This window comes from Tolypothrix tenuis PCC 7101, assembly GCF_963874875.1.
Classification (GTDB): domain Bacteria; phylum Cyanobacteriota; class Cyanobacteriia; order Cyanobacteriales; family Nostocaceae; genus Aulosira; species Aulosira tenue.
This window is the reverse complement of record NZ_CAWNJS010000001.1, coordinates 8,285,043-8,308,937: the sequence shown is the minus strand read 5'-3', so window position 1 is coordinate 8,308,937 and position 23,895 is coordinate 8,285,043. Positions and strand designations below refer to the sequence as shown.

At 40.8% G+C, this 23,895-nt stretch carries 18 protein-coding genes; 7 read left to right on the top strand and 11 right to left on the bottom strand.

Annotated elements, in window-relative coordinates; all coding sequences use genetic code 11:
- Window positions 1-5: 5 nt before the first annotated feature.
- The 5 genes from AACU25_RS32695 to AACU25_RS32675 all read left to right on the top strand — a co-directional run bounded on the left by AACU25_RS32695 (window position 6) and on the right by AACU25_RS32675 (window position 4,939).
- Window positions 6-914 (top strand): MetQ/NlpA family ABC transporter substrate-binding protein, encoded by a 909-nt coding sequence (locus AACU25_RS32695; protein WP_096582837.1) that lies wholly within the window; start codon window positions 6-8, stop codon window positions 912-914.
- An 86-nt stretch (window positions 915-1,000) separates the two neighbouring features.
- A complete protein-coding gene (yfcF, locus tag AACU25_RS32690) occupies window positions 1,001-1,633 on the top strand; it encodes a glutathione transferase (protein WP_096582835.1) in 633 nt (210 codons plus the stop codon).
- A gap of 89 nt (window positions 1,634-1,722) precedes the next feature.
- Window positions 1,723-2,961, top strand: a complete 1,239-nt coding sequence (locus AACU25_RS32685; protein WP_096584363.1) for an acyl-CoA dehydrogenase family protein — start codon at window positions 1,723-1,725, stop codon at window positions 2,959-2,961.
- Window positions 2,962-3,458: 497 nt separating this feature from the next.
- Window positions 3,459-4,628 (top strand): rhodanese-like domain-containing protein, encoded by a 1,170-nt coding sequence (locus AACU25_RS32680; RefSeq protein WP_190445671.1) that lies wholly within the window; start codon window positions 3,459-3,461, stop codon window positions 4,626-4,628.
- Window positions 4,625-4,939: a hypothetical protein gene (locus AACU25_RS32675; protein WP_096582831.1), complete on the top strand. Its 315-nt coding sequence runs from the start codon at window positions 4,625-4,627 to the stop codon at window positions 4,937-4,939. Before AACU25_RS32680 ends, AACU25_RS32675 begins: the two co-directional genes overlap by 4 nt.
- Window positions 4,940-4,999: 60 nt before the next feature.
- Here AACU25_RS32675 and AACU25_RS32670 read toward each other — a convergent pair whose 3' ends face one another.
- The 6 genes from AACU25_RS32670 to AACU25_RS32645 form a co-directional block, all read right to left on the bottom strand.
- Window positions 5,000-5,818, bottom strand: coding sequence for a dienelactone hydrolase family protein (locus AACU25_RS32670; RefSeq protein ID WP_096582829.1), 819 nt, complete (start codon window positions 5,816-5,818; stop codon window positions 5,000-5,002).
- Between the two features lie 72 nt (window positions 5,819-5,890).
- Window positions 5,891-6,703: a class I SAM-dependent methyltransferase gene (locus tag AACU25_RS32665; RefSeq protein ID WP_096582827.1), complete on the bottom strand. Its 813-nt coding sequence runs from the start codon at window positions 6,701-6,703 to the stop codon at window positions 5,891-5,893.
- Between the two features lie 378 nt (window positions 6,704-7,081).
- Window positions 7,082-7,966, bottom strand: coding sequence for an ABC transporter permease (locus AACU25_RS32660; RefSeq protein ID WP_096582825.1), 885 nt, complete (start codon window positions 7,964-7,966; stop codon window positions 7,082-7,084).
- An 11-nt stretch (window positions 7,967-7,977) separates the two neighbouring features.
- Complete coding sequence (locus AACU25_RS32655; protein ID WP_321206618.1) at window positions 7,978-8,763, bottom strand: ABC transporter ATP-binding protein; 786 nt, start codon at window positions 8,761-8,763, stop codon at window positions 7,978-7,980.
- A gap of 114 nt (window positions 8,764-8,877) precedes the next feature.
- Complete coding sequence (locus AACU25_RS32650) at window positions 8,878-9,903, bottom strand: ABC transporter substrate-binding protein (protein WP_096582823.1); 1,026 nt, start codon at window positions 9,901-9,903, stop codon at window positions 8,878-8,880.
- Between the two features lie 522 nt (window positions 9,904-10,425).
- A complete protein-coding gene (locus AACU25_RS32645; RefSeq protein ID WP_096582821.1) occupies window positions 10,426-11,364 on the bottom strand; it encodes an ABC transporter substrate-binding protein in 939 nt (312 codons plus the stop codon).
- 688 nt (window positions 11,365-12,052) lie between these two features.
- On the opposite strand from AACU25_RS32645, the gene AACU25_RS32640 reads away from it, so the two are divergent.
- On the top strand, window positions 12,053-13,678 hold the full coding sequence (locus AACU25_RS32640; RefSeq protein ID WP_321206619.1) for an FAD-binding protein: 1,626 nt from the start codon (window positions 12,053-12,055) through the stop codon (window positions 13,676-13,678).
- Between the two features lie 76 nt (window positions 13,679-13,754).
- Here AACU25_RS32640 and AACU25_RS32635 read toward each other — a convergent pair whose 3' ends face one another.
- The 3 genes from AACU25_RS32635 to AACU25_RS32625 all read right to left on the bottom strand — a co-directional run bounded on the left by AACU25_RS32635 (window position 13,755) and on the right by AACU25_RS32625 (window position 20,494).
- The gene (locus AACU25_RS32635) at window positions 13,755-19,055 is read right to left on the bottom strand and encodes a DUF4011 domain-containing protein (protein WP_096582817.1); all 5,301 of its coding nucleotides are present in this window, start codon (window positions 19,053-19,055) and stop codon (window positions 13,755-13,757) included.
- 288 nt (window positions 19,056-19,343) lie between these two features.
- Complete coding sequence (locus AACU25_RS32630) at window positions 19,344-19,505, bottom strand: hypothetical protein (RefSeq protein WP_190445672.1); 162 nt, start codon at window positions 19,503-19,505, stop codon at window positions 19,344-19,346.
- Window positions 19,506-19,525: 20 nt separating this feature from the next.
- Window positions 19,526-20,494 carry a sulfurtransferase gene (locus tag AACU25_RS32625; protein ID WP_096582815.1) on the bottom strand — a complete coding sequence of 323 codons (969 nt, stop codon included), beginning with the start codon at window positions 20,492-20,494 and terminating at the stop codon, window positions 19,526-19,528.
- Between the two features lie 299 nt (window positions 20,495-20,793).
- Between AACU25_RS32625 and AACU25_RS32620 the strand changes: the two genes are divergently transcribed.
- Window positions 20,794-21,492, top strand: coding sequence for an HAD family hydrolase (locus tag AACU25_RS32620; RefSeq protein ID WP_096582813.1), 699 nt, complete (start codon window positions 20,794-20,796; stop codon window positions 21,490-21,492).
- Here the strand turns inward: AACU25_RS32620 and AACU25_RS32615 are convergent.
- Together AACU25_RS32615 and AACU25_RS32610 are read right to left on the bottom strand one after the other, a co-directional pair.
- Complete coding sequence (locus AACU25_RS32615; protein ID WP_096582811.1) at window positions 21,426-22,844, bottom strand: amidase; 1,419 nt, start codon at window positions 22,842-22,844, stop codon at window positions 21,426-21,428. The two genes, AACU25_RS32620 and AACU25_RS32615, sit on opposite strands and share 67 nt — an antisense overlap.
- Before the next feature lie 82 nt (window positions 22,845-22,926).
- Entirely contained in the window at window positions 22,927-23,550 is a 624-nt protein-coding gene (locus AACU25_RS32610; RefSeq protein ID WP_096582809.1) for an arsinothricin resistance N-acetyltransferase ArsN1 family B, read from the bottom strand.
- Window positions 23,551-23,895 lie beyond the last annotated feature (345 nt).

Below are 23,895 nucleotides of genomic sequence, written 5' to 3'. Positions count from 1 at the left end.
AAAAGATGAGGAGTAAATATCAAGGAATTAATTTTACAGGCATCAACCGCCGCTATTTTCTGCTAGTAACGGTAAGCACGCTTTTATCCGTTCTTTTCGCCAGTTGTTCATCAAATAAAAATTCCTCCAATAGTCAGCCAAGTGGCCAGGCAGTTAGTCAATCCACTACTCAGCCAGCTAAGACAGCTTTACTGAAAGTCGGTTCTCGTAATACTACCACTGAAGATGTTTTAAAGTACATTAAAAAAGAAATAGCCCCTAGTCAAGGCTTCGACTTTGAGATTGTAACTATTGCTGATTCGGTGAAAATTAACGATGCTCTCAAGGGTGGAGAAATTGATGCTAATTTTTTCCAGCATGAACCATTTATGAAACAAGCCGCCAAAAGACTCAACGCGGATTTTGTGATGTTAAATCGTAGTTATACCTCTATAACTGGACTCTACTCTAAACGGCTGAAAATCAAATCAGTGAATGAAGTTCCTGTAGGGGCAACAATCGCAATTTCTAATGATGATAGCAATCAGGATCGGGCTTTAAAATTCCTCAAGCACATCGACTTAATCAATTTAAAAGAAAAGTCCAGTGAGTATTTTAGTGTCAAGGATGTTATTGATCATCCCAAAAAACTGCAAATTAAGGAATTAGATAATTACGCCATTGTCAGAGCTTTGGATGATTTAGATTTAGCTGTGACATCTGCATCTTTTCTTGTCCAAGCAAAGGTAACCCTAGAACCTATTATCTTAGATGAAGTTGGTATGGCTAACAAAAATTATGCAGTTGGTTTAGCAACTGTGCAATCAAAAATCAACGATCCAAATGTTCAAAAGCTCAATCAGCTAGTTGTAGATCCCAAGTTAAAGGAGTATATCAGTAACTATCTTAAAGGTACAATTGCACCTGCGTTTTAAAGATTGCAGATTAAAAATTTCCCAATTTCTACTTGCATCTATACAACAATTGTCAAAAACATTACTAGCCACCATAGGAGAATACATTGTCATCTACATCGCTTCTTCTCTATGTCGATTCCCAGTACGCTAGCCCCTATGCGCTCTCGGCTTTCGTATCTCTGCATGAAAAAGCATTAGCATTCGATATCCAAACTCTTGATTTAGCTGCTAATGTCCAAAACGAGCCAGATTTTGCAGCCAAGTCCTTAACGCGGCGCGTACCAACTTTGATTCATGACGGATTCGCTTTGTCTGAATCCTCTGCGATCGCAGAATATATCGATGAGGTGTTTCCCGGTACTCCTTTATACCCAAAAGAACCACAGAGTCGAGCTAGAGCGCGTCAGGTACAAGCTTGGCTACGCAGCGACCTCGCGCCCATCAAACAAGAACGCTCGACTGAGGTTATTTTCTACGGAGTCAAAAAGCCACCGCTTTCTTTGGAAGCAAAAAAAGCTGCTGAGAAATTATTCTCTGCTGCTGAATTACTGCTTGCTAGCAACACTGAAAACCTATTCGGTCAATGGTCTATTGCTGATGTGGATTTGGCCTTAATACTCCATCGCCTAATTCTCAACGGCGACTCAGTACCCGATAAATTGGTAGCTTACGCCAAGCATCAATGGGAAAGGCCATCTGTGCAGTTATGGGTAAATCAACAACGCCCAGCACTGTAAATCAATTTTGGATTTTGGATTTTAGATTTTGGATTTACCCATCAGTCGCTAATGGTAGATTTTCCCCACGATATTTAGAGAGAGAAATAATGATTAAGAGTCCAGAGAAACTTGCAGATAAAACCTTCGAGTTTACAACCCCTGTAAAAGCCAACTCGCCGGAACTCCAGCAGCTTTTTGATTTTATTGCTCTGGGTGCTTCGGAACGCGATCGCGATCGCATTTTGCCTTTTGATATTATCGACCTGCTCAGGCGATCGCGCTTGGGTGCATTGCGAGTCCCTGTAGCTGAAGGTGGCGGTGGTAGCACTTTACGCGAACTGTTTGAAGTCATAATTCGCCTGGGAGATGCTGACCCCAACGTTGCTCATATTATCCGCAATCATTTCGTTGTAATTGAGCGAATTTTGCGATCTGAACGCAGCGACAGAAATCGTCGCTGGCTGAAGGCGGTTGTTGATGGTGCATTCTTCGGATTTGCTGGTAGTGAACTAGAAGTTAAACGAGCTGGTAGTGGCACAGTATTGAATACGAAACTCACACCAGAAGCAGGTGGATATCGGCTCAATGGCTCAAAATATTACAGTACTGGCAGTTTGTATGCAGATTTCGTTGCTGTGCGCCTATTAGCACCCGATGGCACTCCAGCAACAGCGATTGTACCCACTAAACGCGAAGGGGTTGAGCTTGTAGACGATTGGGATGGCTTTGGACAACGCCTAACAGGTACAGGAACTACAACATTCACAAATGTTCGCATAGAGGCAGATGAAGTAGTTTTTGATACGGATGCAGATAACAGTCTCCTTACTTACAACGCTACGATTCCGCAATTGTTCTTAACTGCTGTTAACACAGGTATTATTCGTAACGTGCTGCGCGATGCTACAAACCTTGTCCACAAACGACCCCGAACTTTCTACCATGCTGTAGCCGAGCAAGCAGCAGACGATCCACTCATCCAGCAAACAGTAGGGCAAATTTCCGCCAACGCCTTTGCTGCGGAAGCGATCGTGTTAGCAGCCGCCGATGGACTTGATCAAATTATTACCGCCCGCGCTAAAGGCGAAGATGAATCAGCTGCTTCCCTCGCAGCTTCTTTGCGAACAACCAAAGCTAAATTAGTTGTCGATGAATTGACATTGCGCTCAACTACCTTGTTATTTGAGGTTGGTGGCGCTTCCACAACTAAAAAAAGCTCGAATTTAGATCGTCATTGGCGCAACGCCCGCACCCTATCTTCCCACAATCCAGCTGCTTTCAAAGCGCGTGCGATCGGCAACTACGAAATCAACGGTACACCTCTACCCACAGGAGCCTTTTTCTAGACTCTGATGTGAGCGATCGCACAAAAAGGGCATGAAAATCAATGAACTTAAGCTAAAAATAGTCTTGGACTTAGCTTTGTCGCCCGCCTGAGAATGAATTCTCAGGCTCATAACCCAAGTAGGGGCGGGTTAAGCGAGATAGTCGTGAATTATTGGAGCATATCTGTGAACCCGCCCCTACTGAAGTAGACTCAAGATTTTGAGGATATTGAGGAATCTGACGATGACTTTGGCTATTAGCAAGAAACTTCAGTTCCTTGCGGTAACTGGGTTTTGCCTTAAGTTGACACAGATGCCCAATGCCCCATGCCCATTTTCTAAAAGCTTACTGATTGTTACAACAAATTGACAACTTGTGGGAAATTTGGGAGCATAATCTACGGTATATCGGTAGATTATTAGTAGTTTATAGATTATTTGGGGATTGTAATTTTGAATTTTGAATACTTCGACAAGCTCAGTACAAGTTTTGAATTTTGAATTCGGAGCGAAGCGACGTGACTTCCACAACTCAACTTGACACCGTTCTAGACAAGGATGATACACCTTTTAGGCGCTTCACACCTTTGGAACTGCGGGGACTACTCGTAGATGGAGAAGAACTTGCAGTATTCGATGTTCGCGAGACTGGTGTACATTCCCGTGATGGACATATCCTTCTGAGTGTATCGCTACCACTTAGCCATTTGGAATTGTCGATCGCGTCCTTAGTATCGCGCCGTAATACTCGGATTGTCCTCTACGATGGAGGGGATAATGTACTTGCAGAACGTGCAGCCAAAAAGCTTGCAGAACTGGGCTATAGCAACATTAGCATTCTCAGTGGTGGAACTGCGGCATGGCGAGAAGCTGGATATGAGCTATTCACAGGGGTAAATGTAATTGGCAAAGCGTTCGGTGAATTTGTCGAACATTTCTACAGTACGCCTCACCTGTCAGTCAGTGAAGTCAAGTCTCGTATCGATGCTGGCGATAATATTGTAGTTTTAGATAGCCGCACTCTTCCCGAATTTCAAAACTTCAGTATTCCTGGTGCGATCGCATTACCTGGTGCTGAACTCGTTTACCGCTTTCACGAGGTTGTCAAAGACCCCAATTCTCTAGTAGTAGTGAATTGTGCTGGTAGAACCCGCAGTATCATTGGCGCTCAAGCCCTGATTGATGCAGGTGTACCCAACAAAGTTGCATCCCTAGAAAACGGCACAATGGCGTGGCTGATAGAAGGCTTAGAGTTAGATTCTGGGAAGTCAAATTTTGCACCATTACCTACTGGTTCTGCCTTAGAAGAAGCAATTGCTGCTGCTAATAGACTAAAAGCACGTTTTGGTCTAAAAACAATAGACAAGCAAACCCTGAACCATTTCCAAAATGAGCAAGATGCTGGATTGCGTTCGCCCTTGGCGTTGGCGCAGCCATCGCTTTATTTACTAGATGTCCGTGGACAAGAAGAATTTGCAGCCGGACATTTACCCGGATCGCGTTTAGCACCCGGCGGACAGCTGGTACAGCAGACAGGACAGTGGGTAGGAACCAGAAATTCTCGTATTGTCTTAGTCGATAATGCAGATGGAGTTCGAGCGGCGATTACAGCTGCTTGGTTGGTGCGGATTAATTGGGCAGAAGTCTATATTCTAGAGGAGGCGCTGACAGGTGAGAACTCATCATGAAATTTAGCCGGCGGGATGTTCTCGTATCCCTGGGCGTATTAACTGCGGGAGCGATCGTTAGCTGCCGTGACTTGAAAAAAAGCGAAAATGGTAAAACTTCAGTCACGGCTGCACCTATGAGTGCTAGCAATGGGCGAGTCAAGCTCATCGTCGGACAGCAGGATAACGCTTTACAAGAAACTGTTGCCGCCTCTGGGGTGCTGGAGGGATTACCCTACGATTTACAATGGGCGGTAATTCCCGGCCCTGCTGCCCAATTTTATCCAGGTCACCTATTAACAAACTCTTTTGTAAGCAAAAAATACAGATGAGCCACAAAAATCGCTTCTGTACTCATCTGTAACTTTAAAAATTAGCTATTTCGCTAGATATTACAATCCATGCTGCTTAAACCAAGCTTGAAGGCGCTCCCATCCGTCTTTAGCTTCTGTTTCTCGGTAAGAGGGGCGATAATCAGCCAAGAAGGCGTGGGGTGCATCGGGGTAAACGATGACTTCAGATTTACTGCTGCTAGATTTGAGTTGTTCTTTCAGCTTTTCTACTGTATCCAGGGGAATACCTGCATCCTGACCGCCATAGAGTCCGAGAACTGGGACTGTTAGCTTAGAGGCGACATCAACGGGATGCTGAGGCTGACGTTCTGTTGTATCGCCTAGCAGTCGCCCATACCATGCGACACCTGCTTTAATTTGCGGGTTATGTGCAGCATATAGCCAAGTAGTCCGACCACCCCAGCAAAAGCCTGTAATTCCGACGCGATCGCCATTTCCTTTCGCAGATTTGACAGCCCAAGCTATAGTATCATCAAGGTCAGATAACACCTGAGCATCGGGTACTGTTGCTACTATCGGGCGAATTTCGTCAATATTGCTTAATTTTGACACATCACCCTGACGGATAAATAATTCCGGTGCGATCGCTAAATATCCCAACTTAGCAAAGCGACGGGCAATATCTTGAATGTGTTCGTGTACACCAAATATCTCCTGAATTACCAGGACAATCGGGAAATTGTCACCTGTGTCTGGTTGCGCTCTATAAACGGGAATTTCGCCATCTTTGACAGGAATATTCACAAATCCTGCAACCAAACCTTGAGTATCGGTGGTGATAACTTGGTTAGAAATAGGTTGCACGGCTTGGGCAAAACCATTAGTTGCGGTAGTAGTAGTAGAATTAGTGTTGCTCATCTTTTTTTACCTTGATTTTTCCGTATCTACAGATTTAAATATTCTGTTCCTATGAATTAGGAACGTGAAAATTTAATGCTTCCAAACAACTCGCAGTGATGCTGTAATCTCTTCGGTGAAATTTCCTGAAGGCTCAACTTCCAGTAATGCTTGTTTCAAATCTGCTTCAAAAGGCTCTACATTGTCACCAAAGAAAATTTTGAGAGCAAAAGCTGTAGTGTATAAATAACCAAGATAGCTAGAAACTGTCCAACTCTTTTCAAACGAGACTTCATATACTTCTTGACGAGCAAAAGCTGATTGAGCAATTAGAACTTCATGAGGAGGATCTACAGGAGTGCGAATACCCTTTCCTCTCTGTCCAGTTCGTCTTTCCTCACCTAACCATTTTTTGACAATTCTGATTGCAGCTTGCTTCCAAGGAAGTGAACTTTCCCAAGGATTTTCATTAGTATTGAGCAGTACAAATCCACCATCATCAGAGAGCAATTCATAAATACGCTCAAGCACAATTTCACGTTGCATCCAGTGAAAAGCTCTACCAATAGTGACTAGTTTAAATTCACCCAAACTAGAATTAATTAATTCTGCACCTTGCTCAAGCCAGGTAATATTATTTCTCCCAGCGATTTGGGCTTGGCGTTTAGCCTCTTCGATCATATCTGGATCGGGATCTACAGCAATTACTTCCTGAAACTGATTGCTGAGAGGGATTGCGATTAAACCAGGGCCGCAACCTAAATCTAAAAGTCTTCCTTGTCCGTTAATATGAAAGATTTCGGTGAGTTTAGCAAATACCTCTGATGGATACTTGGTTCTGTATTGAGCATAGCTTTCAGCAGCACCCTCAAATAATGTTGGGTCGTAGGTAGGAAGTGTTTTCATGAGATATACTTTGGACTCAAATATGTAATGAACTCACAAGTAAATTGGATATTTTTTCAAGTTTTTTCTGGGTTCAGATTCAGCAATTTATTGTTTGGCTTTTGTTTTTAACTAAAACCATAGGTAGATTTACCTTAGTATTTTTTAGACACTAAAGCAGTCAGTTATTTGGAAAGTAGAGTGGGCACTACCCACCCTACAATTGGCAAGAGGAAAGTTAGAAAATGCAACAAGTAAGTATCATATATGTTGGACTATTGGTTGTGTCCGTGTTTATGACGACAAGTTGAATATTTTGCAACAAAAAAATATATAAATTTGACATTATGTTTCTCGATCGCCAGATATTCTACACCAATTATTGATTATTTCATAAACTTATAATTCTCTAGAATTAGGTCGCCAGCGTAAAAGATACGCTTCTAAAATCCGAACGCCCCAATCGAGTAAAACACTAATAAATGCTAAAACTATTAATATTGACCAAGCTTTATCAACATTCAATGTTCCTTGTGCTGCCATTAAAAGATAGCCTAAACCTTTAGTAGAACCGATATATTCAGCTACAAGCGCACCGACTAAAGCCATACCTAAACTTGTACGAATTCCTGCAATTACCCAAGTTAGAACTGAAGGTAATACAACCATCCTTAATATTTGCCAGCGATTAGCACCCATAACTTGAAATGCTGCAACTAATTCGCGTTCTATGCTCTGAAGTCCTTGATATGTGGTAAAAAAGATGGGAAAAAAAGCGGCTAAAGCTGCAAGCAAGATTTTGGAGAGTAATCCTATACCAAACCAGACAATAAAAAAGGGAGCTAGGGCAATACGAGGTATAGAATTAAAGACTTGGACGTAAGGTAAAGTTATAATTGCTCCTTGTGGAGAATAAGCTAATAAAATTCCTAAACTTATACCTCCAGTCATGGCTAAAATTAACCCACCCATTGCTTCTTGAAAGGTGACGAATATATGTTTAAATACTGTGCCTTCAGCAAATAGTTGCTGTAATTCTTTGACAATTAGACTAGGTTTACCAACTAGCGCAGGTTCAATAAATTGCGGAAAGCTGAACGCGCCTGTACCCAGTTCCCAAATAACTAAAATTACTACTAAAGGAGTGAGTTGAATTGCTAATTGTATTATGCGTTGACCCCAGGTAATTGTGTTGGGAATAGAACCAGAAATTTTTGTCTGTTTACGATTAGCAGAAAGCGCAGATTGTCCGACAGATACGCTCTTATTGCGGGTGGTTCTCATGTTATTCTTTGTTAGCGTTGAAAGAGTGCGAATCCTTGGTCTTGTTGTTGTAATACCTGTTTAGTTAAATCTGACCACATCTCACGCTGGATAGTTTGAAATTGAGAATCAGTGCGAATTGCGATCGCAGATCTATCTTTTGGTAAATTAATCTCAAATTCCTTGACAATTGTGCCAGGACGTGAACTTAATAAAAATACTCTTTGGGAAAGTGCGATCGCTTCATCCAGGTCATGAGTTACCAATAAAAAGGTACATCCTGTATCACGCCATAATCGCAAGAATTCATCCTGTAACAAAGCGCGTGTTTGAGCATCTAGACTACTCAGAGGTTCATCAAGCAACACTACATCGGGTTCATAAATCAGCGTCCGAATCAGCAACACACGCTGCTGCATACCTCCCGATAGTTCTCTGGGAAAACTATGTTCAAAACCAGACAAACCATATTTTTCCAGTAGCGCTAAGGCTTTTCTTCTCCCTTCAGTTCGCGATACACCACGAATCTCTAAAGGAGCCGTAACATTATCTAAAACTGTGCGCCAGGGTAGCAAAGTTTGCTTTTGAAACAAGTAGCCAATTTGTTTGATACCACTAGTATTAAAAGTCCCTTGTACCTCTGTACCAGGACTAATTAACCCTGCAATCACATTCAATAAGGTACTCTTACCGCAACCACTAGGGCCAATAAGTGTGACAAATTCACCAGCATTGATGCTCAAACTAACATCATGTAAAGCTTCAATCCGCTTATTTTTACTCCAATAAGAAATGGAGAGATTTTGAGTTTCAATCATTGAGTTGGGCATGGGGCATGGGGCATTGGGCATTGGGTATGATGAATTAGTAAGACTAACCTCCTTTATAGTTTCTTAATTTTGAATTTTGAATTTTGAATTTTGAATTGTTAACTATGCTCTATTTCCAGCAAATTTATCGAACACTGCTTGAGAATAGGGAACTAATTTCTTAATAATTCCCGTGTCGTAAAATACTTTTTGATCGGCAAGATATGCAGACTGACTAATCGAGGCATTTTTGGGAACTGAGCGCTTGAGTTCAGTACGAAGACCTGTCAAAATTGCATCTAAATTCGCATTATCAAAGCGTTTGCCCACTGCTTTGAGGATTTGTTCTGGTGGAGTTTGGTGCATATATGTGAAAGTACGATTGACTGCAACAATCAACCTCTTAACTGCTTCGGGTTTTTGCTCAGTGACGCGCTGATGACTGAGCCATGCACGAGTCATAGCTTCCCTAGCACCAAAATATTTTTGATGCACCTTGGGATCGAGAGCATTTAGTAGTTGAAATACTGTTCCTTCTTTAAGTAATCTGTGCAAATCAGGCGCACCAGCAATAGCTGCATCAGCCTGACGAGTTTTTACCAGGCTATAGGTAGATGCAGTTGTACTTTGCACATATTCAACATCTTTATCGCTCAGACCATTTTGACGCAGATATTTGACTAATACTGCCCAACTCCAAGTACCAATTTCACCTGCCGAAATTCTTCTACCTTTAAGGTCAGCAACTGACTTAATTTGAGAGCGTAAATCAGAACGTACAACTAAAGAAGTATCAACAAGATTGCGACGATTAGCTACAACGTTTAAAGGCACACCTCTCAGGCGAGATAGATAAACATGTAAAGGTGCTTGTGCCGAGAAATCAATTTCTCCAGCAATCAAAGCATCTCGCATTTTGGCACTGCTTTGAAATGTAATTACTTCTGCATTTAAACCAGCAGCTTGGAAAAAACCTAAATCTTCGGGAATCCAAACATCAATGGAGTTAATACCAGTTACTGATCCCAGTTTGACATTAATAGTTCCCTGACTGGCTGCGGGCTGAATTATGCTGTCCCAACCCATTGTAGCTAGAGCGGTGGTTGCTCCTATGGAAGCATATTTAAAAAAGTTTCTACGTGTATACATTGGGAGATTCAAGAGCGATTTCAATAAGAAAAGATTGAGGCAAATAATTCAAAATTCAAAATTAAGAAAGCAAAAAAATCAGCAAATTTTCAGACTATACAGCCTATTTTAGGTAAAGGAGGTAAGTGCAAGGCACTGCCTTGCACTTACAATTATCTGTACTTCGCCAACTTATCATCTGCTGTATATCTGTTGCATTCTTTTTTCAAATTACTATCAGATAGATATTCTGAATCTGAAATTCTGAATTTTTAAATGCTCCTTGCCCCAACTTTTATGTGTGTGTATTTAGCTTGGCTATAGGACTAGTACATCACGGCGTAAATAATACCAAATCAAATAATGTTTGCGACATATAACTATACTCTAGAGGGCAAGGCAATGCCCTTGCTCCTACAATCTGTCGCATTCTTTGTTTAAATTGGTATTAACGCTATATCCCAAATAAATGAAACGCTAACGCTATATTCATTTTGAATTTTGAATTTACGGTGGTACTAGTCTCTAGACCCTTTTTCAGTACTATGTCAGCGCGACAACTCGGTTATCAACAATCTGTTGGAAAGTGGCATCAGGCTCGATGAGTCCCCACTCTACCATCCAATTGTAGGTACGACGGAAGTCGGCTTCTGGGTATGGTGCTGGATCTACGTAGCGTAGTCGGTTACGACGGAAGTCTGAAGGCTCAAGGCGTACAATATCCTCGGCTACGTCATCAATGAGATACTTCACATAGCGGATGGGATCGGCTTGTAAATCCTTCACTGCTCGACGGATTGCCTTATTGATCGCCTCGAAGGTTTCTTGATCTAGTTCTGGACTACCAATTTCCAACCCTACATAGTGAGCCTCGGCAATGATTTTGTAGCCTAGTTTTTCGGCTACTGTAATCCAAGGCTCCATGACTGCAACTGCATCAACTAACCCATCACGTAGAGCTACAAATCGGTTGAAGCGTTTGCGATCGCCACCACCATCTATATGTACTACTTTGATTTCCTCTTTGGGTAAGAAACCTTCAAGGGTTTGGATAGCGATATAGTGGGAGCCGTGGTGAAAGTTCACGCCCACGGGAACGTTAGCTAAATCCTGTGGGATATTGTAGGGGGAGTCTGGCCGGACAATAATTGCTTGGCTAGCGATCGCCGCACGTTTTGCCACAACTTGTCCACCACGGGAACTATCATAAGTACGACGTACTTGTCCCCATTCACAAGCACGATAGAGGCTACTTTCACCTTGCTCGAACAGCGAAGGGCCACCAAAAGAACTTACCAACCGATGATCATCAACCAGCTGGATACCGGGTGAGCGATCGCCTGACCCTCGTTGGACGAACTCGATATCTAGCCCCTCATCGGCAAAATAGCCCTGCTCTTGAGCTACGTAGTATGGTAGAGAAAACACCGTACCACTGATCTCGTTCTTTATTTTCTTGAGTGTAAGATTTTCGTTACTCAAGGTCTATCTCCTTACTAAAAGGATTTGACTGACATAAGCGAGACTTATTCTCCAGTAAATCCATGTATTTAGTCAAGATTAAGGATATGTAACTTAACCTGAGTTCAGAATCGGGGAAGAGGCTGCTAGTAAGCTGAAAATAACGTCAAATCCAGCACCTGTCCTAGAAAACAACTTATTTAGTAAAACTAAATATTGGTCTTACATAAATTTATACAATCTGATATTTTATTGTCTAAAGGCTTGAATTTTACACATAGCCATGCAATACTCCTAAATTAAACCCCGTTTAATTGGTCAATAAACAGTATTTTTAAATAAGTCAGGATCATCTCTATCAGTAAGAAGGGTTAAAACGTTAAAGCAGTTTTTAACCGTTCAGAAATTATTGAGGTCAGATTTTGATATTAAAGATTGGCAGGTTCCTAATCTTTAAATTTCTGCTAAAAGCTACTCTCGCTGTATGTGGATAAAGGGAAAAAGGCAATACAAATTCAAAAGTCAAAATTCAGAAAGTTCTGCATCATCTAGGTTTTAAGGGCTGAATCGATTACTGAATTTTAAGGAATTGCTATTATCTTGACTCTTTATCCATTTTCCTAATTTAGGTTTTGTCTCACGCAGAGTCGCAGAGGCGCAGAGAAAAATGTACGAGTTACTGTCTAAATAAATGTCAGGAGTAGATTTTGTGAATAGTTCTATTGGTAAAGGGTCTTTAGAGAATATTTCTCATCTCAATTTGATAGCAGATGTATTGGTAATTGGGGGCGGGCCATCTGGAACTTGGGCGGCTTGGAGTGCAGCTAGTAGTGGCGCAAGTGTGATTTTGGCTGATAAGGGTTATTGCGGTACAAGTGGTGCAGCCGCAGCATCGGGGAATGGTGTGTGGTATGTTCCACCAGATGCAGAACAGCGAGAAGCTGCTATGGCGAGTCGGGAGGCGATGGGTGGATTTTTGTGCGATCGCAATTGGATGACTCGTGTCTTGGATCGCACCTATGACAATATTAATTCGCTTGCAGATTGGGGTTATCCTTTCCGCGTTGATGCCGATGGTACAGTTATCCGTCGCTCTTTACAGGGGCCGGATTATATGCGGTTTATGCGGAAAAAGATTAAGCAAGCAGGTGTCAAAATTTTAGATCATAGTCCGGCTTTAGAGTTGCTGCTGGATGCAGAAGGCGCTGTGGCTGGCGCTAGAGGTATCAATCGCCAATCTGGGGAACGCTGGACAGTCAAAGCTGGGGCAGTTGTAATTGCTACTGGTGGTTGTGCTTTCTTAAGTAAAGCCCTGGGTTGTAATGTGCTAACTGGAGATGGTTTGTTAATGGCGGCTGAAGCTGGTGCAGATTTCTCTGGTATGGAATTTTCTAACGCTTATGCAATTTCTCCGGCGTTTTCTTCAGTTACCAAGACTCGTTATTATGACTGGGCATCTTTTACCTATGAAGATGGTACGGTAATTGAGGGTGCAGGTTCTAAACGCGGTCGTTCTGTAATTGCCAAAACTTTGCTGACTCAGCCAGTTTATGCCCGCCTCGACCAAAATATGGATGAGGAAACTAAAGCTTGGATGCGGTCTTCTCAGGCGAATTTCTTTGTGGTCTTCGATCGCGCTGGAATTGATCCCTTTACCCAACGTTTCCCAATAACTCTACGTTTAGAGGGAACTGTGCGCGGTACAGGTGGGATTAGGATTGCAGATTACACCTGTGCAACTTCAGTGAGTGGACTATATGCGGCGGGAGATGCGGCGACTAGGGAGTTGATTTGTGGTGGCTTCACAGGTGGAGGTAGCCACAATGCAGCTTGGGCTATGTCTTCAGGCTACTGGTCTGGACAATCGGCAGCTACCTATGCTTTGAGTTTGGGTGAGAAAGCTAGCTTGCGGAGTGTTCGCAGTGTTGGTGAAGCGGGATTGCAAGGTGCAGGGAATCATCATGTATCGCCAGAAGATGCGATCGCCGCGACGCAAGCAGAAGTCTTCCCCTACGATCGCAACCTCTTCCGCAGTGCAACTGGTTTGAGTGAATCCTTAGATAGACTCAATCACCTGTGGAAAGAGATTCGCAACAGTCAAACTCCAGATGATAGCCAAATTGTGCGATCGCGCGAAGCTGCGGCGATGGTTGCTACCGCTCGTTGGATGTACAACAGTGGTTTGCAACGCCAAGAAACCAGAGGAATGCATAAACGGGAAGATTATCCCCAACAAGACCCCAATCAGCAATACAGAATACTCAGTGGTGGACTAGATAATATTTGGGTCAAACCTGAGTCAGCAGTTGTTAGGAGGGAATTAGTTACAGTGTGATTTTGGGGCATGGGGGATGGGGCATTGGGCATTGGTATAAACTTTCCCTTTTCCCCTTTCCCCCTTAACCAAATGATTATTTGTCAAGTTGTTTGATTCTTTCTATCAACAGACGCACTTGATTAGGTTTATTACGAAACCAATCTGTTGACCAAATCCGGTAAATTTTCCAACCTAGCCTTTCTAGCACCTGTTGTCTAAGGCGATCGCGATCTCTGGCAGTCGGTGAACTATGGTAAGATGCACCATCACACTCAATTCCTAGTAAAAACTCTCCTGGGCAATTGTTATTGACTACGGCAAGGTCAATCCGATATCCTGAGCATCCAACTTGAGTGCGGATAGTGTATCCTTGCTGCACTAAAGCATGGTAAACATCTTCTTCAAACGGCGAGTCAAAATGAAGCTTATCCGTGTAAGAGTTTCCTTGCAGTCGTTCTCCACCACTTGCTGCGTATTCCAAGTAATCACGTAGTGCTTTTGCACCTTTACTTTGAGAACGTGTTAAATCAATGTCACCAGCTAGGATGGAAGAAACCAGCGTAATTTTACTTTTTGCCCGCGTTACAGCTACGTTAAGCCGTCTTTCTCCACCTTGGCGATTCAAGGGGCCAAAGTTGAGAAAAAGTTTACCTTGATCATCACGAGCATAGCCGACGCTGAGTATAATTGCATCTCGCTCGTCACCCTGGACGTTTTCCAGTGCTTTAAGAAAGTATTGCGGTGAATTATCGCTGCAAAATGTCTCCAACTCAGGATGTTCTTTGCCTAAAATCTCAATTTGCTCCTGAATCGCATCCGCTTGGGCTTCGCTAAACGCAATAATACCAAGAGATTGTTCGGGGCACCGTTGAAAATGCTCTAACGCTAATTGAGCAACTACTTGTGCTTCATGCCGATTATCTGTGCGTTTACCGCGATCATAAACACCATCAGGAACGTGCTTAAACCACACTCCCAAATCTGGATTTTGAACTGGGTTTGGAAATGTAACTAACTGAGAGTCATAAAAATGCTTATTAGAAAAAGCTATTAAACGCTCATCTTGGCTGCGATAATGCCATTTCAGCATTCGCCCAAACATAAAATTTGAACATTCATCCAAAACACTTTCATAGCTTGCATCATCCTCATCATTACTATCTTCTTCGCTGTCTTTGGCGGTTGAAAAGAATGATGTGGGAGGAAGTTGTTTTTTATCACCAATCACAATAACTTGATTAGAACGGATAATTGCAGGAACTACATCCTCTGTCCGAAGTTGAGATGCTTCATCAAAAATGAGTACATCAAAATGTACTACATCTGCATCGATATATTGGCTAACTGAAAGTGGACTCATCATCCAGCAAGGCTTTAAGGCTTTAACTAAATTTGGTATCCCCTTTTGTGTATTGTTGAGGAGTTTACGTATAGGCAAATGTTGTCTTTTCTTAGTCGCTTCTCTTTTCAAATTTGGCAACTCAGCTTGAGAAAGCGGAGTCTTTTCCCAGTTTTGCCAGCGTCGCACATGAAGCTGTTTTAGACGTTTTCTAGCAGTATCTAGTTGATTATAATCGAGTTGAGAAAACTCGCTGATTTGTCGTTCATGTACTTCAAAGTTAAAATTCTTTAACTCAGGTTTTCTGGCAAGGATGGCATCAAGACATATTTGATAAATTCGTTTCTCGAGAACTGGAAACCACTTTTCTGGCTCAATCTGGTTGTCACGCAAAGTATCCAAGAATTTATCATTACCCAGCTTTTCAATTTTCTGGTAAGTTTCTTTATAGGTTAGCCATTCTTGAAAATAAGGTAGTTCAGATTGAGCCAAGTTTAGGAATGTCTCTAGTTCAACAAAAGTAATTTGATTACGAGGTAGGTAAGAATCTGTGATGTCATGTTCATCAAAGTGAGAGAATAGGAAATCTAATCCTTTCCTAATACTGTTATGGGCTGATTCATATTTCTTAACTAATTCAGCCAATTCACGCCGTTTAGCAGGAGAATCTATCACGCGCTGGACAGAATCAGTAGAAAGCGAATACTTTTGTAAGCCAGCCAACCAATTTAAAGCTTGTTCAATTTCTTTTAATTCTGCTTCACTAGAAACTTCTGGATTAAATAAACAGCCAAAAACCTGACGAGGCTGGTAGTTAATATGACTTAACTTATTTTGTACAGACTCAATAGGATTAGGTTTGTTATCTCGCAAAGCATTTAAGAAATCTTGGAGTCCTAAACTTTCTAATTGCCCATAGATTTCTTTATACGTTAACCATTTGCGGAAGTCGGGTAAATTGGATTGAGCTATGTTTAAAAAATTTGCCAGTTCGGTAAATAAAATTTGATTGTGAGGCCGATATTGCCCAATAATATCATTCTCATTAAAGTATAAAAATAAGAAATTCATTCCTCGGCTAATATCTTCAAGGAGAGATTCAAGTTTTTTAACTAATTCAGCCAGTTCGCGCCGCCCAGAGGGGGAATTTACAATATGCTGGACAGAATCAGCAGCCAGCGAATACTTTTGTAAGCCAATTAACCAATTTAAAGCTTGTTCAATTTCTTTTAATTCTGCTTCATTAGAAACTTCTGGATTAAATAAAGAGCCAAAAACCTTACGTGCTGGGTAATTGATTTGATATAGCTTGTTGCGTGCAGCTTGTATTTGAACAGCTTGTGCCAAATCACGTTTTAATTCGTTGTGGGAAATCTGTCCTTTTTTAATGCTTAGTTTTTTTAAAAGCTTGAAATCACGCCTATATCTGGGATTAAAAACTCGAAGAAACCAAAAGCGGCTGTATTTCTGATATCTATTAGCTAAAGCAGGTAATTCTGCGGAGAAAAATTCAGGATAATATTTTTGCTTTAAATATGGCTCAGTTTCTTTTAGAAATGTGACATCCGTTTTTAACTTAGTGAAAGCATTCTGAGCAATTGATATATCTATTTCAGTCCAGTTATCAGGTAAATTATCTGGAGCTTTCAATATATGTTGAAGTGCAGGAAAGCAAGCTTCTACATCTCCCAAATTCAATAAAGGCTGAAGCTGGAGGATTATTTGAAGCTGTTGACTAGTTATCTTAATTAAAGAAATTGCTTGTTGAAATTCATTGATTTGATTATTTATTTCTAGTTCTAGCTTTTCCGGGCAATAATTTAAGGTACTTTGTGACCAAATAGTTGTTTTTTCTCCTCTTAAAAATGGTAGTAATAAAGAAATCTGAGTTAGCAGATTTTGTGCTTCTTGCGAAAGTTTATTTTTTTCAATCTCTTGAAAATCTGCTTGCAGAATAGTAAAAGTATTCTGAGCAGTTGATATATCTATTCCAGTCCAGTTATCAGGTAAATTATTTGGAGCTTTCAATATATGTTGAAGTGCAGGAAAGCAAGCTTCTAAGTCTCCTAAATTCAATAAAGGTTGAAGCTTAAGAATTATTTGAAGCTGTTGACTAGTTTCCTGAATTAAAGAAACTACTTGTTGAAATTTATTGATTTTATTATTTATTTCTAATTCCAGTGTTTCAGAGCAAGACTTTAAAGTACTTCCTGCCCAAATAGTTGTTTTTTCTCCTCTTAAAAATGGTAGAAATGAAGAAATACGACTCAGCAGATTTTGTGCTTCTTGCGAAAGCTTATTTTTTTCAATCTCGTGAACGTCTGTTTGCAGAATAATGAAAGCATCTTGAGCAATTGATATATCTACTCCAGTCCAGTTTTCTGGCAGATTGGATGGAGCTTTTCGTATGTATTCTAGGGCTGGATAACACCTATTGAGAGACTCTAAATTCAACAAAGGTTGAACTTGTAGAATCTCTTGTAATTCTTGATTAATCTTTTGGACTGAAAAAATTGCTTGCTGAAATTCCTCTATTTCCTCTGTAATTTGCAATTCCATTTCAAAGGAATAAGAATCTAGAGAACTTTTTGCCCAAATAGTTGTTTTTTCTCTTTTAAAGAAAGGCAGGAATTGCGCTAATTGATTTAATAAATTTTTTGCTTCTTGTAATCTGCTAGGATTCCATTGACTGAAGTTAGAAAAGCTGACATTGATACTGGGAACTCTTTCGCGTTCTTTTTTCAAAAGCTCACCAAATATCTCAAACGGTGATTTTTCTAAAGGTTTTTCTTTAGTGTGTAAACTAGTAAGATATAATTTTAGCGATTGACGAGTAGAAACAAGCCTTTCAAAGAAAAGGTGATTATTTTCTGCACTATCAATTTGTTTAATGTATTCAATAGTTTTTGATAGATTATTTACAAGTTCTCGCTTATCTGTTGTACCACTATGGTGAAGATTAAGACACACATGATCTAAACCACATTCAGCCAAGCGTTTATAAACCACACTCAGCGCTGTCTCTTTTTCTGCAACTAATAAAACTGATTTACCATTGCCAATCAGTTCCGCAATCATATTTACAATAGTTTGACTTTTACCTGTTCCTGGGGGGCCTTGAACTACAAAGCTAGAACCAGCTTTTGCTGCTTCAATCACAACTTGCTGGCTAGAATCAGCATCAAGAATTTGAAATGTTCGTTCAGGTTTAACTTGTGAATCTAGAGCAGATGCAGGTAGGGGTTCTCTATAGTTAGACTGATAATTAGTTAAATCACCACTAATCGCTTGTAAAATTGGGTGTTCAAAAATTAGAGCTTCATTTTCGATAATATCCCGAACCATTGCAGCTTTGGCATAAGAGAACAGTGAGAGGAATACATTCTCTTTAATTTGCCATGTCTTTTGTTCTGCTAATAGCTCCCTAATCTCAGAAATAATTTCTTTATAAGTTAGCGTTTGTATAGCTTCTCCCTCTGGAAGCTCAATCCCAAAAGTTTGCTTTAACTTTTGTACCAACGTTGGATTTAATACAACATCTTCCTCTAAGACGGATATTTTATAAGCATCTCTTCTAGGTTCTTTAATTAATTCCACAGGAACTAAAATTAGTGGCGAGAGCAAAGCATCCTCTGGCTTATCTTTGTCGTACCATGTCAACGTTCCAAGCGCCAGAAATAGACTATTTACTCCTCGTTCCTCAAATGAACGTCGCGCCTCAAGACGCAATTTATTCAGCCGTTTTATTTGCTCGTTACCTATTTGACGAGTAATTAATTCAAGAGGATATTTCTCAGATGGTAATGCTTTATTTTTTCTCGACTGAATAATATCTTGATATTCGCTATCAACGATTTTAAAATGTAGCGATTTTTTCTCTTCTGTAAGACTGTTGAAGAGAACATCTGGTTCCTCTGTGAGAATTTCTAAAATTCGAGGGCTATCTTGCCGAAATTTGATGAGAGGATTTCGTTTTCCCAAGTCAGCCAGTCCAGCTTTCCACTTTGCAATTTTTTGAGCAAGGTTTTGTTGAGAACTAGAAGCTGACTGTCGCATACTCGCTTTTCTCGTAAATAAGCCTACTGTCCAATATTATACTAACCTTTTACTTACTATCAAAAAATACTTGAAATGTATAATCTATCTACATCATGATGCAAAAATTTTCCGATTATGCATTAAGACAAGCAAATTTATATGGGGTGTTTCGTAATCTTGTTAAAATTACAAAGAAATAAGAGCGACGGAAACCGCCGCTCTTATTTCGGTGGGGACACAGAGTCAGTACACCTGTTAGCAGAGTATTGCTAAATTTAATTCGTTATGAAATGGTCAAATACTATACTAAGCGCCAGAGCGATCGCTTGTAGAACTTTCTGGTGGTTGGTCTTTACTTCTTCTACAGCTAACTAAGTTATCTTGAGTAGGATTGTTAGCTGCAAATACATCTGCTATGGGGCAGAATGTTACGAGAGATGCTGCAATTAACAAAATTGCATATTTCATGGATTTCTCTTGATTTGGTATTAGGTTAATTTCTCATCTCCAGTAGCTACTGGTAAATCTTTTTGGGCGCTATATTCTGTCCAAGAACCTTCATAAATTCTGACTTTGGGATAACCCAGAAGATGCTTTAAGACGACATATTGTAATGTTGCTTCTCGTCCGGTGCTACAAGAAACAATAATATCATTTTTGGGGTCAATCTTTTTATCAGCGAGAATCTTCTTAATCTCATCTAATGACTTTAATTTGTGAGGATTCTGGGCATCCATAAATGTTACCCAAGGAATATTTCGCGCCCCTGGAATATGTCCATTGCGTATCCAAATATTTTCTTCGCCTCGGAATAACTTTTCAGGACGAGGATCGATAAATGTCACTCCTGGTTTACCAATCAGTTTTTTCACATCATTTAAATTGACGCGAACTGAAGGGTTATCTTTGACTTGGAATTTACCAACTTTGTACTGCGGAAATTCTTTGGTGACATTGTTAGCAGCTTTATAACCTGTATAGCCACCATCTAATACAGCGATATCTTTTAATCCAGAACGTTCTAGTAAATAAGCAACCATTGTTGCCCCTAAAACATCTCTACCATCTGAATATACAAGCACGCGGCTATTATTTGTTAATCCTGAATTGGCAAAGATTTGTCCTAACTTTTCGTTATTCCAATACTGTACGGGTAAACCTTCTCTTGGCCCGCGAAAAGCAGTATCAGCAATATTTACAGCACCAGATAAATGTCCCTCTATATAGTCGAGAGGAAAATTCCTGACATCTAAAATTCGTAAATTTTTATCTTGAGAATTTTCTGCCAGCCAATTGGGGGAAACAAACTGAATTTTAGCGCTAGGGTTAGCTGAAAATGCTGAAAGTGGTGATAAAGGAATAATCAATAATACAGCAAAAAACATTGCTAACGCAGCAAAGATTTTCGGCTTAACCTTGGGTTTTCTTAGCCTGGACAAGAAATATTTTACATTCATGTTCCCACTCCCTACTATCTCGCACGAATATTGTGTAAGTCTGCAAAAAAATTCCTACTACATCCTTGATTAAAAGCTGCACCAAATCTATATTTTATTTGCTTTCACAAATAAAATACTGTAATTTTATCGGTTAAACGTACTTAATATAAATTAGCATCTCATGTCCATCGACAGAACACAAGTAATGTAAATTCCCAAAATGAGACTTGATCTATCAAAGTTTTATATTTTCAGCATAGATTTGACAAATGCTAATTGATTAGTCATGCGTTGCGGTGAATATGGTGAAATTAGTAATGTTTGATATTGATGGCACTCTGACTGAATCCAATCACCTGGATGATGAATCATATTTACAGGCATTGTCTGAAGTATTTGCTGTTTCTGAAGTATCAAGGGACTGGACATCATATACACATGTCACAGATGCTTGCATTTTAAAAGAAGTCTGTCAGAGTAAACTTGCTCGCATTCCTACATCTAGAGAGGTTGAAGTATTTCAACAGCGTTTTTTAGAATTACTCGTTGATGGCGCACAAGCAAATGGGGGAGTCAACGCCATACCAGGTGCATTTGATATGTTGCAAAGGCTACTTGCGTCTGATGACTATCAGGTAGCCTTTGCGGGAGGCGGTTGGACTGCATCAGCAATATTCAAGTTAAAATCGGCTCACCTTCCTATTGATAATATTCCCTATGCATTTTCGGATGATGACGATTCACGAGAGGGGATAATGGCGATTGCCCATTCTCGATCTGAAATTTATTACAATCAAAGTTTCTCAGATGTTGTTTACATTGGCGATGGTGTTTGGGATATTCGTTCCGCACGTAAGTTAGGATATGCATTTATTGGTATCGCTTCAGACAATGCAGCCCAAGTATTATTTAACGAAGGTGCGACTGATATTTTTCCCAACTACAATGACTACGAGAGTTTTTTACTAGCCTTAAACAAGTCTAAAGGCATAACGAAAGGTGAAACCGTTTCATAAGCTTTAGCGGCTTGCAATACTAGTAAATCTCGGTATTTAGCGGCGACAATTTGGATACCTACAGGTAAACCGTTACTGGTGAAGCCGCAAGGTACAGAAGCCGCAGGTTGTTGTGTGAGATTAAACAGATATGTAAACGGTGACCAATCGCGCTGGGGATTGTCAATATATGACGGCGGACGATTTTGTCCGACGGGAAAAGCAGCTACAGATAAGGTGGGAGTAATTAATAAATCATAGTTTTGGTGAAATTGTTGCAGATGTCTTCCTAATGCTTCCCGTGCATCTTGAGCGCTGATATATTCTGCTAATGTAATGCGATCGCCTTCTTGAGCGATATTCCGTAAACCTTCTTCAATTACAGCTTGCTGTTCTGCACTAAAACCACGTAGTAACTTGGCTGCACCGGCTTGCCATAATGTTTGAAAAATACTGCGGGGATTAGTGAAGCCAGGATCTACCTCTTCAACAACAGCACCAAGTTTGGCAAATACATCCACTGCAACTTTAACTAAGGCGGCGACTTCTGGATCGACATCGGCGTATCCAAAGTTAGGACTGTAGGCGATTCGCAATCCTGCTACACCTTGATCTAAATCTAAAGTATAGTCTTGTTGTATATCTGGTAAAGCATACCAATCACGCACATCCGGATGAGCGATCGCATTTAAGGTGACGGCTGCATCGTTAACAGTGCGAGTCAAAACGCCAATATGAAACAAAGTTCCAGTATGGGCTGAGGGATAACCAGCAACACGCCCAAAAGTCGGTTTGAAACCAAATACCCCTGTTAACGCCGCCGGTGTTCGAGAAGATCCGCCGCCATCTGTACCCAGGTGGATTGTTCCCAAACCTAATGCAGCCGCCACAGCCGCACCGCCGCTACTACCTCCGGGGGTAAGTTCTGTATTCCAAGGATTACGGGTGATACCAGTCAGAGGGCTATCGGTGACACCTTTCCAACCAAATTCTGAGGTTGTGGTTTTTCCCAGTAATACTGCACCCTGTTCTCGTAAACGGGCTATTGCTGGTGCATCTTCTTCCCAAGGTTGATTGGCGTTAATTGCTTTACTCCCCCGCCGTGTGGGTAAACCTTTTGTTAACAATAAATCTTTGGCTGTAAAGGGTATTCCATCTACAAAGCTCAGGGGATTACCATTTAACCAACGAACTTCTGAGGCTTGAGCTTCAGCAATAGCTGTGTTTTCATCTACGATCGCAAAGGCGTTAACTAAGTTATTGTAAGTATCAATTCTTTCTAGGGCAGCTTTGGTAACTTCAACGGGTGATAATTGGTGATCGCGGTATAGTGAAATTAGTTGGGATGCAGAGAGGTTGGTGATTTCTGACATATTTTAGGTGTTTTTTGAAAGCAAGGTTTTTTAACGCGGAGGAACGCAAAGTTCGCGCAGAGATCCGCAGAGTTTTACTGAGTTAAATTCGCAGTTGCAATAGTCCAGTTGTTAATGCTTCATCCCACAAAGGCGATTTTTGGATTGCTGATACGGAAAGTGGTGGATTGATAGATTGTGTACTGTGGTGATTAATTAAGAAAGATGGCTCTGATTGGAGAGATAATTGCCAAAATCCTATATCAAGCCACTTACCAAATTTAAACCCAACTCGGTGAAAGACTCCAACAGACGCAAAACCAATAGCTTCATGTAAAGCTACGCTGGCTGGATTAGGTAAAGCGATCGCAGCCACTACATTATAAAATCCTTGTAGTTGCAGTAACTTCAATAGTGCTGTATACAAGGCTTTAGCAATTCCTTGGCGACGATATTTTTCACCAACGTATACGGAAGATTCTACAGACCATTGATAGGCTGCACGAGTACGATAAGGACTAGCATAAGCATAGCCAACAATCTCACCATTAATTTCGCAAACTAGCCAAGGCATCTGCTGTTGGTAGCTCTCGATCCTCTGTTGAAACTCAACTTCGCTAGGTGGTTCTAACTCAAAAGAAATTGTTGTTTCGCGGACAATGGGCGCATAAATTGCCAGCATTTGTGATGCATCTCGTTTATCGGCTAGTCTAAGTCTCGTTTTCACTTTAGTTGAACACTTCGATATTCTGCGGTGATGTTGTCTAGCTTTTGTTTCAAATTGTCATTCAATTTTGGATTTTGGATTGACGATAGCGCAGCGTAAAGCCTTCTCTTCGAGAGGCTTCGCCAACGGCATAGCTTCTCTACGAGACGCTACCGCGAACGCTTAGAGCAAGTCCGCGAGCGTCTTTTGGATTAACCTCTCCTTATGAAGAAGAGGCTTAAACATTGAAAAATTTTTGTTTTTCTTCTGGGTTAACCCAGAGGCTTGAGACCAAATATTTTAGATTTCAAATTTTCATTTAATCCAAAATCCGTCTTGAAAAGTTTGCTACGGAGGGAAACCCTC

Excerpts from the sequence above, each read along its gene's own strand:
- AACU25_RS32650 (WP_096582823.1), bottom strand. The coding sequence starts at position 9,903 with ATGTATACACGTAGAAACTTTTTTAAATATGCTTCCATAGGAGCAACC.
- AACU25_RS32695 (WP_096582837.1), top strand. The coding sequence starts at position 6 with ATGAGGAGTAAATATCAAGGAATTAATTTTACAGGCATCAACCGCCGC.
- AACU25_RS32625 (WP_096582815.1), bottom strand. The coding sequence starts at position 20,494 with ATGAATGTAAAATATTTCTTGTCCAGGCTAAGAAAACCCAAGGTTAAG.
- AACU25_RS32655 (WP_321206618.1), bottom strand. The coding sequence starts at position 8,763 with ATGATTGAAACTCAAAATCTCTCCATTTCTTATTGGAGTAAAAATAAG.
- AACU25_RS32675 (WP_096582831.1), top strand. The coding sequence starts at position 4,625 with ATGAAATTTAGCCGGCGGGATGTTCTCGTATCCCTGGGCGTATTAACT.
- AACU25_RS32685 (WP_096584363.1), top strand. The coding sequence starts at position 1,723 with ATGATTAAGAGTCCAGAGAAACTTGCAGATAAAACCTTCGAGTTTACA.
- AACU25_RS32630 (WP_190445672.1), bottom strand. The coding sequence starts at position 19,505 with ATGAAATATGCAATTTTGTTAATTGCAGCATCTCTCGTAACATTCTGC.
- AACU25_RS32665 (WP_096582827.1), bottom strand. The coding sequence starts at position 6,703 with ATGAAAACACTTCCTACCTACGACCCAACATTATTTGAGGGTGCTGCT.
- AACU25_RS32615 (WP_096582811.1), bottom strand. The coding sequence starts at position 22,844 with ATGTCAGAAATCACCAACCTCTCTGCATCCCAACTAATTTCACTATAC.
- AACU25_RS32620 (WP_096582813.1), top strand. The coding sequence starts at position 20,794 with ATGTTTGATATTGATGGCACTCTGACTGAATCCAATCACCTGGATGAT.
- AACU25_RS32670 (WP_096582829.1), bottom strand. The coding sequence starts at position 5,818 with ATGAGCAACACTAATTCTACTACTACTACCGCAACTAATGGTTTTGCC.
- AACU25_RS32635 (WP_096582817.1), bottom strand. The coding sequence starts at position 19,055 with ATGCGACAGTCAGCTTCTAGTTCTCAACAAAACCTTGCTCAAAAAATT.
- AACU25_RS32660 (WP_096582825.1), bottom strand. The coding sequence starts at position 7,966 with ATGAGAACCACCCGCAATAAGAGCGTATCTGTCGGACAATCTGCGCTT.